The following is a 7,527-nucleotide window of genomic DNA, read 5'->3' as shown; positions in this document are numbered from 1 at the left end:
TGTATCCGGCGGTGGTGCCGACGGGCACCGTGCGGGCCGAATCCGCGTACCAGGTGGTGCTGGTACCCGCGCAGTGCCCCGCGAGGATGCCGTAGGACGTGCTGCCGCCAAGGGCGTTGAAGGCGACCGTGCATCGGGCGCCGCCGTCGCCGTACAACGTGTCACCGCCGCGTACGGCGGTCGGCGCCGCCGATGCGGCGGGTGCCGTCAGGAACACGGCGGCGAGGGCGGTCAGGATGGCAGTCAGGGTTACGAGGATGGGCGAGCGTCTCACGGTTCCTCCCAGTGGGGACGCGGTGGAGTCGCGCTTCGGTGCACCCATGGTGGGGGAACCGTCCCCGAGTCGACAGGCCGCCTCGGGAGGAACCGGACGCACCGGAGTGGAAGTGTCATTTCCCACTCCGGTGCGGCCCGCTGGGCTCGTTTCAACCTGAAGTTGCAGGGCGCGGGGCTGGTGTGGGCGGGGCTGGGGTGCTCGTGCCGCTCGGGAGCGTGATCGGTGGTAGGTGATCATCCGGCGCATTGCCGGTTCGCCGGAATCGCGATGCCGGGCCCGGAGTGCCTCGCGGACTCCGAGGAGAGCCGGGTGGAAAGGGGCTGCTGGGGGCAGGATGCGGTCAGCCGCTCTCCGGGTAGTTCATGAACCAGTGGGTGTCGAAATAGCGGGCCATCGTGAACGGATGGTGCGCGTCGACGAGGATGCGGCAGACGAACTCCGCCGCCTGGCAGTCGAAGGGGACGTCCTCACCGTCGAAGGACCGGACCACGACGGGCCAGCGGTCGGGGTCGTCGCCCTCGGCCCTCCAGCAGTACAGGTCCTCGTGCTCAGTGCCCGCCCAGATGAGCAGACCGTCCTCTCCGAGAGCTGTCCACGGCTCCTGGATCAGGTTCAGGAATCCGTCGAAGGCGCCCTCGCCGAACGTCTCGACCATGTGCCTGTAGTCGCTCGGCAGCGCGGTGCCCAGGCGCGACTCCACCTCCGCCCAGTCCACGTCCGGCCGCTGAACGGGCTGTGTCCAGCTGGTGATCCGTCTGAGCCGCTCCATCCAGTCGACGTCCTCGTCCGGAGCGACCGCCAAGGGTTCGGGCACCTCCCGGTGGGCGACCACCAGCACCGGCCGCTCGGCCCCCTCGGCGTCCCGCGCCGTACCCGTGCCGACCCACTGGTCCCCATACGCCCATGCCCGTATCGTCACGGCCCGGTCCTCGAAGGGGACGAGGAGAGCCGCGCCCCTGGACTCATCGGCCGTCGGATCGGTGAAGCCGTCAAGGACGAGGGTGCGCGGGGCACCGTACCTGCCGTCGAGCAGGTCGGTCAGCTCCTGCGGGTCCAGGGCGCTGGGCAGGTACAGGTAGCCGTCCCCCGGGCCGAGTCGGGCCAGCAGGTCGGTGACGGTCGCTTGCGTGAGCTCCATGGCAGGCAGTGAAGCGCACCGCACCGACAAGGGGCATCGTCCAGCCTGAAGCTGCAGGTCACGGGGCTGGTGTGGGCCGGGGCTGGGGCGCTCGCGCCGGCCGCGGCGCTTTGACTTCGCAGCATTGGGCGGTCGTCCGTCAGCGTTGGACCTCGGCATTCGTCAGCACGAGGAGGGCCCGCAGGTCGGCTGCTGGTCTGCCTGGGCCCGCCTCGATCGTGTGAGGTCGCTCCCGACCCATACCTGACGGCGCGCACCGCGCAGGGCTTCACGCACGTCCGTACCGTCCAAGAGGGCAGCGCAGTGAACGGCGGGCCCGTTGGCGGCTTGAGGAGCCGGGCCCTCTCTGGGCCCTCCGAAGAGGACCAACGACGACAGACAACGACCAACAACGACCGCCCGACGGCAGGTCATGCGAGGTGTGCGGCTTTCTGACCAGTGGCGAAAAACGGGCCCGCCAGACCCAGGGCAAGAAGAAGTAAGCGCCCGCGAAAAAGCCCCCTGCCTGCGGTTTCTCCGCCGGGAGGGGGCTTTTCGCTGCCTCAGGTCCACACGCCGGCCCGATCCGCGGACCGGCGTAAGGGGCCGTGATCACTCGCGCCAAAGCAACTCCCGGTCAAAGTCGCTACGCCGACCGCTCTGTAGGGTGCGGCACCATGACTCCTGACGCGCCTCGGGGCCCGAAGTGCAGCGACGCTGCGAAGTGGGAGGACCTCGTCGCCCGATACGCGTGGGCCGACGCCGACGAGCCCGATGCGTACACCTTCTCCGTGATCGCGGGGAAGACGGAGAACGAGGTGATCCAGGCGTTCGGTGGCGATCCCGAAGCGTCGCGGCTGATGACGTTTACCGAGACCGTCGAGGAGCAAGCAGCTCACCTCTATGAGGACTACGAGCTGCTTCGTGTGCTCACCGCCGACCGGCACGTCATCGCCATCGAATGGGGCTACCACGGCAGCATCCCGGAGATCGCCAGACGGATCTCCGCTGATGGAGGCGAGTTCTTCAGCGTCCACCGGAATGTGAACGCCAGGTACCAGGTCATGCACGCCCTCGACGGCCGCGTGGACGGCATGTTCGACCCCTTCGAGCTGGAGGATGCGGCCTGGATGGATCCGGAACCGGACGTCCCCGCCTGGGCAGCAGGGGTCGTCTTCCACATGGAGTCCCTGTGCGCCGAGTCCTTCGCGCTCCTGGAGCGCACCATGGGTGTGGCCGTCGATCCCGGGTGGATGGACATGGCGCTTCGCACCGTGCGGCTCATCTCACCCTCCGGGCTCTTCGGCCAACCGGAGGCGGCATGGCTCCCATGAGCACGGCTGCGATGAGCTGAGTGTGCTCCAAGAAGCCGTGCCGCGCTCGGCGCGTGCGATGGCTGTCATCATGGGATGGCAGGCAGGCGGCTACCGGCGGGTTGGACTCTGGAGGAGATCCGCAAGGTCTCGGGCGACGATGAGGCCAGGCCTCTCGATACCGATCGCGTCGTGATGAGCTGGCCGGCCCAGGGCGAGCGGCTCCACCCCGAGATCGTCTTGGGGTTCCACGAACTCTGTCTGGTGAAAGCCGTCAACGACGACGACTGGTACGTGGGCAGCCTGAACGATGAACCATTCCGGGGGCGTTGTCAACTTGAGGGGGTGATCCGGGGCCGGGCAGGCCGAGGCCGGGTGGGAGCGGGGGCGGTGCTGTGGTCAGGCTGGTGTGGGCAGGTCAGTGACGTCGTTCCAGGTGGTGAAGCGGCGGGTCGTCTCGGCGCGGTAGTCAGGGGCAGTGAGGTGGTGACGGCGGGGCCGGAAGTGCGGTGAGATGCCGCTGAACGCGGACAGGAACCGCTGGGCTCCGCCGACGGAGCGGAAGCCCTTCATGGCGCGTTCGCGCTGCCGCGTCGGCTGAGGACTGTTTTCCGCCCGGTTGTTCAGGTACTTCGAGGTGCGGTGCTCTACTCCCGGCATGACCTGGCGGTGGGCCGCGCCGTAGGAGCGCAGCTTGTCAGTGACGATCACCCGTGGCACGTACTCCAGGCCCTTCAAGAGCCGGCGGAAGAACCGCACGGCGGCGCGGGTGTCGCGCTTGGGCTGAACGAGGATGTCCAGCACGTTGCCGTCCTGGTCGACCGCCCGCCACAGGTAGTGCCGCTCGCCGTTCACCTTGGTGAAGACCTCGTCGAGATGCCACGTGTCACCGGCCCGGGGTCGGCGCCGCCGCGGCTCGCGGGCCTGGGCCGGGCCGAACTTCACGCACCACTGCCGGATCGTCTCGTACGAGACGGTCACGCCCCGGGCGAGCATCAGTTCCTCCGCCTCGCGATAGCTCAGGGGGGAGGCGGTGGTAGAGCCCCACGCAGGGAGCGACGATTTCCGCCGGGAACCGGTACCCCTTTGTCCGCCGGTGACACGGCACCCCTCCCGACGGCCAAGGACTCGAGAATCGTCCCAGGCACTCGACGTGTCAGCCAAGTTGACAACACCCGTGCAGTAGCTGCTCGGTGGCGGTTACGACGGCCGGGTCGGAGCAGCGCATCAGCGGCGCAGCGGCGGTGGTGGCCCTTCCCCGACTACGTGGCGGCCGGGAGGGCTTCTGTGAGGCGGTCCAGCCACGTGTAGAGAGCCCGTACGAGTCGGGCGCGGTTCTGGGCGCACCGGGCGGTGCCTTCCAGTGGTGTGGACAGGCGTCCGTCGGCTTCGCACAGGACGGCTTCGGCGAGGGCGCCGCGGCCGTCGCTCTTGGGCAGGGCGGCGGCGTGGCGGCGGACGTTGGCGGCGACGGCTCGGGCGTGCCCGGTCAGCTGGAGGGCGATCTGCTCGTAGTCGCGGGGCGCGAGGTTCGGGTTCTCCCACGCGAGGACGGCGGTGACGAGTGCCTCGTACGGGGCGCGGTCCAGGGGGAGTTCGGCCTCGATCAGGCCGTAGGGGTCGTGGAGCACGGCGTGTGTGTCGCTCACCGGTGCTTCGCCGGGTCGTCCTGGCCGTGGTCGCCGGTGCTGTCGTCCGGGGCCTGGAGGGTGAGGAAGCGGGCGTAGCCGCGGCCGGCGCGGGCCAGCAGTGCCGGGGAGGGCCGGTTGAAGGCGGGCGGCTGGAGGCCGCGGCCTTCCGGTTCGGTGCCGGCGGTTGTGGGGGCGCTCATGGGCACCGCTTTCGTTGCTGGGTGCGTCGGTGTCGTTGGACGCTACGGAGAGCACGGCTGCGGGCTCAACTAGATTGCGGATAATTGCGGAGGTTCACTTCAGGGCGTCGATCGCGGCCCCGATGAGCGCGCGGGCGGCGTCGCCGTAGACGGCCATCTCCGTCAGCGCGGTGAACGCCTTGGCGTAGTCGGCGAGTTCGCGCGGCTGAGTCACCTTGATCTCCGCCGTCAGGGTCTCCACCACGGCCGTGGTGTCGTCGTGGAGGTAGAACGCCTCAAGCGGCCACACGGTGCGCTGCGCGGTGAACGGGATGATCCCGAGCGAGACGGACGCCAGCGGCATCACGGCCAGGAGGTGGCGCAGCTGCCCGCGCATGGCGTCGGGGTCGGCAGTGCGGTAGCGCAGGACGGATTCCTCCATGAGGACGACGTAGCGGTGGCCGCCCTCGTACAGGAAGCGGGAGCGGGCGACGCGGGCGGCGACTGCTTCAGAGACGTCGTTGGGGGTGCCCTGGAAGGTGGTGATCTGCTCCATGAGGGCCGTGGCGAACGCCGGCGTCTGGAAGAAGCCGGGCGGCACGTTGGAGACGTAGACCCGGCAGACGCGGGTCTGCTCGTGCAGGGCGTTCCAGCCCTCCTGGGACTTGCGCATGCCGGTGCGGTGCAGGCGGCGCCACTCCAGGTACATGGAGTCGACGGCGCGGGCGGTGGCGATCAGGTCGTCGGCCTGGTCGTCGGCACCGCACGCCGCGCACCAGGTGCGGATGTCCGCGTCGGAGGGCGCGGCGTCGCCCTTCTGGATGCGGGTGGTCTTCGCCGGGTGCCAGCCGCACCGGGCGGAGAGTTCCTTCCCGGTGAGGCCGGCGTCCTTGCGCAGGTGCTGCAAGCGCACCGCGAGCGCCTCACGGGCTCCTTGGGCGCTGGACGATGGAGAGGCGGGCATAGGCTGCTCAGGGGGCCTGCACGGTGTACTTCTCGTGCGGGATGCCGCGTTCCCACACCGTCTCAAACGCGGCTGCGCACAGCGCGACGGCCGCCGGGTCGACGGTGCGCTCCTTGCCGTCCGTCACCCAGTCGCCGGTGCCGGTGAAGTGGTGGAACTGCACGAGCCGCCCGTCCAGAAGCCAGAAGTCGTTGCCGGGCAGCGCGATGTCGGAGGCGCGGCGGCGGGGCAGCCAGCGCACGTCCTCTCCGGCCTGGAGGTTGAGCGGGGTAATGGCGTGCTCGTAGCGGATGTAGTCGGTAACCGGCTCGGAGACGATCCGCGCCCGGCGCATCACCACGCCGCGGGCGACCGCCTCCTTCACGAGCGGCATCCACTGCGGCCAGAACGAGCGGGCCGGATCGAGGTTCGGGACGCCGGTGCGCAGGAATGCCTCGAAGTCGTCCGCTTCGTCGCCCACCGCGTAGACGTCACGCATCTCCAGGTGGACCGCCGTGTAGTGGGTGTCGGCGAGCAGCTCAGCGAACGTCGCGGTGTTCAGCGCTTGCGTGTTCAGCGGCATCGCACGCCTCCCTCAGAATCGGCACCATGCGAGCGGGAATCCGGATCACCCGCTCGTGCGCGGGGATCCCGGTCTTGTGGCCGGCCACCCACTCGGTGGAGCCGACCAGGGCCTTCAGGAGTCCATCGGCTTCCTCGCCCTGGAGGATCAGGTCCGCGCTCTCCTCTTCCACCCACACCGTGGGCGATCCCTCGCCTCCGGTGTTCGGGTCGATCCCGACGAACCGTAACGTCATGGCACTCTCCCCTGCGACGTGGTTGCGCATAGTTGCGCGCATCGACCGTCCCGCAGACCGAAGAGCCGGTCAAGAGGACCGAGAACGCCGGGGGCTGACCCACGGGTCGCAGAGCGAGCCAGCCCTCACCGGTCAGTTCCTACCGCCGGGGCGGGCGTCCAGCGCCATGCGCAGGCGCCCAGCGACGGGCTGGTACCGCTGGACGAAGCCGGGGTCCTTCATCCGGTCGGATGCGGGCAGTTGCCTGTGCTGGTCGGGCCACCGCTCGCAGAGCGTCCAGCCCAGGGGGCGCAGTCCGGCGCGGTTCATGTCCCGGTCAACGCCCGCCAGGTAGTCCGCGTCGACGGGCAGCTCGCCGTTCGACTGCCAGATCACCCCGTCCAGTTGGATGGGCAGGCTCGGGAAGCCGAAGAGGAAGCCCAGGCAGCGCTCCCGCAGAACCGCCGCGCTCTGCTCGGGACTCAGTGGAACGCCACTCTCTTCGCCTCCGGGCCCGGGGAGCGCGGTCCTGCAGTCGGCGTCCGGGAAGATGGCGATCTCACCGAGAACCACGTGCACCGTCGCGCTCTCCCGTGTGCCGTTCGGAAACTCATCGCTGCTGCTCGGAGTGGGTCTGGCGCGCCACGACGGCTTACTGGAACCCTGTCCGGGTGGTTGTCTCACTGATGTACCAGGTGGCACGGAAGCTACTCGCGGTCCCGGCGGTGCTGCTGCGTCGAGACGCGGCCAAAGACGCCGAACTGCTGGTGCTGCGGCATGAGAACGCGGTGCTGCGCAGGCAGCTCACGGGCCCGGTGCGGTACGAGTCTGCGGACCGACTGTGGTTCGCGGCGCTGTCCTCGCTGTTCCCCCGACGTCGGTGGGCGCAGGTGTTCCCGGTGACGCCCGGGACCTTGCTTGTGTGGCACCGCAGGCTGATCGCCCGGAAATGGGACTACAGCAGGCACCGGAGCAAGCCCGGGAGGCCGCCAACGGCGAGCGCGGTGAAGGCGCTGGTGCTGCGGCTGGCCAAAGAGAATCCGCGCTGGGGCTGCCGTCGGATCCAGGGAGAGCTTGCGCGCCTGGGCCACTCGGTCGGTGCGACGACGGTCTGGAAGATCCTGACGGCGGCCGGCATTGAACCGGCTCCGCGCCGTGGCAGCCCGACGTGGCGGGGGCGTTGTCACGTTGTTGGGTGTGCGGGTGTCTGACGGTGTGTCGAGGTGTGGTGGGCCCGCGGTTCTGGCCTGTTTTCAGGCCGTGGTGGGCA

The 7,527-nt window shown here is 69.5% G+C and carries 8 protein-coding genes and 3 pseudogenes; 2 read left to right on the top strand and 9 right to left on the bottom strand.

The window, feature by feature from the left end; genetic code table 11:
* Positions 1 to 274: pseudogene (locus AB0I73_RS39390) on the bottom strand (streptogrisin B precursor); the annotation flags it as partial.
* Between the two features lie 343 nt (positions 275 to 617).
* Positions 618 to 1,415 carry a hypothetical protein gene (locus tag AB0I73_RS39385; RefSeq protein WP_363045202.1) on the bottom strand — a complete coding sequence of 266 codons (798 nt, stop codon included), beginning with the start codon at positions 1,413 to 1,415 and terminating at the stop codon, positions 618 to 620.
* 656 nt (positions 1,416 to 2,071) lie between these two features.
* Between AB0I73_RS39385 and AB0I73_RS39380 the strand changes: the two genes are divergently transcribed.
* The gene (locus tag AB0I73_RS39380; protein WP_363045201.1) at positions 2,072 to 2,728 is read left to right on the top strand and encodes a DUF6461 domain-containing protein; all 657 of its coding nucleotides are present in this window, start codon (positions 2,072 to 2,074) and stop codon (positions 2,726 to 2,728) included.
* A gap of 378 nt (positions 2,729 to 3,106) precedes the next feature.
* On the opposite strand, the pseudogene AB0I73_RS39375 reads toward AB0I73_RS39380, so the two are convergent.
* The 7 genes and pseudogenes from AB0I73_RS39375 to AB0I73_RS39345 form a co-directional block, all read right to left on the bottom strand.
* Positions 3,107 to 3,815, bottom strand: a pseudogene (locus tag AB0I73_RS39375) (IS6 family transposase).
* Between the two features lie 154 nt (positions 3,816 to 3,969).
* The gene (locus tag AB0I73_RS39370; RefSeq protein ID WP_363045200.1) at positions 3,970 to 4,356 is read right to left on the bottom strand and encodes a restriction endonuclease; all 387 of its coding nucleotides are present in this window, start codon (positions 4,354 to 4,356) and stop codon (positions 3,970 to 3,972) included.
* Positions 4,353 to 4,538, bottom strand: a complete 186-nt coding sequence (locus AB0I73_RS39365) for a hypothetical protein (RefSeq protein ID WP_363045199.1) — start codon at positions 4,536 to 4,538, stop codon at positions 4,353 to 4,355. Before AB0I73_RS39365 ends, AB0I73_RS39370 begins: the two co-directional genes overlap by 4 nt.
* 94 nt (positions 4,539 to 4,632) lie before the next feature.
* Positions 4,633 to 5,481 (bottom strand): helix-turn-helix transcriptional regulator, encoded by an 849-nt coding sequence (locus AB0I73_RS39360; RefSeq protein WP_363045198.1) that lies wholly within the window; start codon positions 5,479 to 5,481, stop codon positions 4,633 to 4,635.
* Between the two features lie 7 nt (positions 5,482 to 5,488).
* Positions 5,489 to 6,043, bottom strand: a complete 555-nt coding sequence (locus AB0I73_RS39355) for a DUF6879 family protein (RefSeq protein ID WP_363045197.1) — start codon at positions 6,041 to 6,043, stop codon at positions 5,489 to 5,491.
* Complete coding sequence (locus AB0I73_RS39350; RefSeq protein WP_363045203.1) at positions 6,000 to 6,278, bottom strand: hypothetical protein; 279 nt, start codon at positions 6,276 to 6,278, stop codon at positions 6,000 to 6,002. Before AB0I73_RS39350 ends, AB0I73_RS39355 begins: the two co-directional genes overlap by 44 nt.
* A gap of 132 nt (positions 6,279 to 6,410) precedes the next feature.
* Positions 6,411 to 6,836, bottom strand: coding sequence for a hypothetical protein (locus AB0I73_RS39345; RefSeq protein ID WP_363045196.1), 426 nt, complete (start codon positions 6,834 to 6,836; stop codon positions 6,411 to 6,413).
* A gap of 92 nt (positions 6,837 to 6,928) precedes the next feature.
* On the opposite strand from AB0I73_RS39345, the pseudogene AB0I73_RS39340 reads away from it, so the two are divergent.
* Positions 6,929 to 7,432 (top strand): annotated as a pseudogene (locus AB0I73_RS39340) (helix-turn-helix domain-containing protein); the annotation flags it as partial.
* Positions 7,433 to 7,527: the final 95 nt, after the last annotated feature.

Source organism: Streptomyces sp. NPDC050388 (assembly GCF_040655635.1).
Taxonomy (GTDB): domain Bacteria; phylum Actinomycetota; class Actinomycetes; order Streptomycetales; family Streptomycetaceae; genus Streptomyces.
This window is presented reverse-complemented; position numbering and strand designations above follow the sequence as displayed.